The following is a 362-nucleotide window of genomic DNA, read 5'->3' as shown; positions in this document are numbered from 1 at the left end:
GACACTGAGGTTCCCACTGGAAGAGCAGCAGGCTCCTGCTTTTTAACTTCCGAACCTTCTATTTGGATTAAAGTACCCAACTCACTGTTTGCTTGGCGAGTTTTCAACTCGACTTGGGCAACTGCCGCAATCGAGGCTAGGGCTTCTCCTCTAAATCCAAACGTACGAATGGCAAAAAGGTCTTGGGAGGTTCTGATTTTGGAGGTGGCATGCCTTTCAAAACTCATCCTTGCATCCGTGGAAGACATCCCCTTGCCATTATCAATGACTTGGATGAGCTGCTTTCCCGCATCTTTGACAAGAACTTGAATTTGTGTGGCACCCGCATCGATCGCATTTTCGAGGAGTTCTTTGAGTGCGGA

General features: G+C 48.1%; 1 protein-coding gene. It reads right to left on the bottom strand.

Annotated features, from left to right (window positions below):
* The coding region (gene mutL / locus ACNKXV_RS13545; RefSeq protein ID WP_417908261.1) for a DNA mismatch repair endonuclease MutL at positions 1-362 on the bottom strand (362 nt) is incomplete at both ends.

The sequence above is a fragment of the Christiangramia aquimixticola genome (genome assembly GCF_048285835.1).
Classification (GTDB): Bacteria; Bacteroidota; Bacteroidia; order Flavobacteriales; family Flavobacteriaceae; genus Christiangramia; species Christiangramia aquimixticola.
This window is presented reverse-complemented; position numbering and strand designations above follow the sequence as displayed.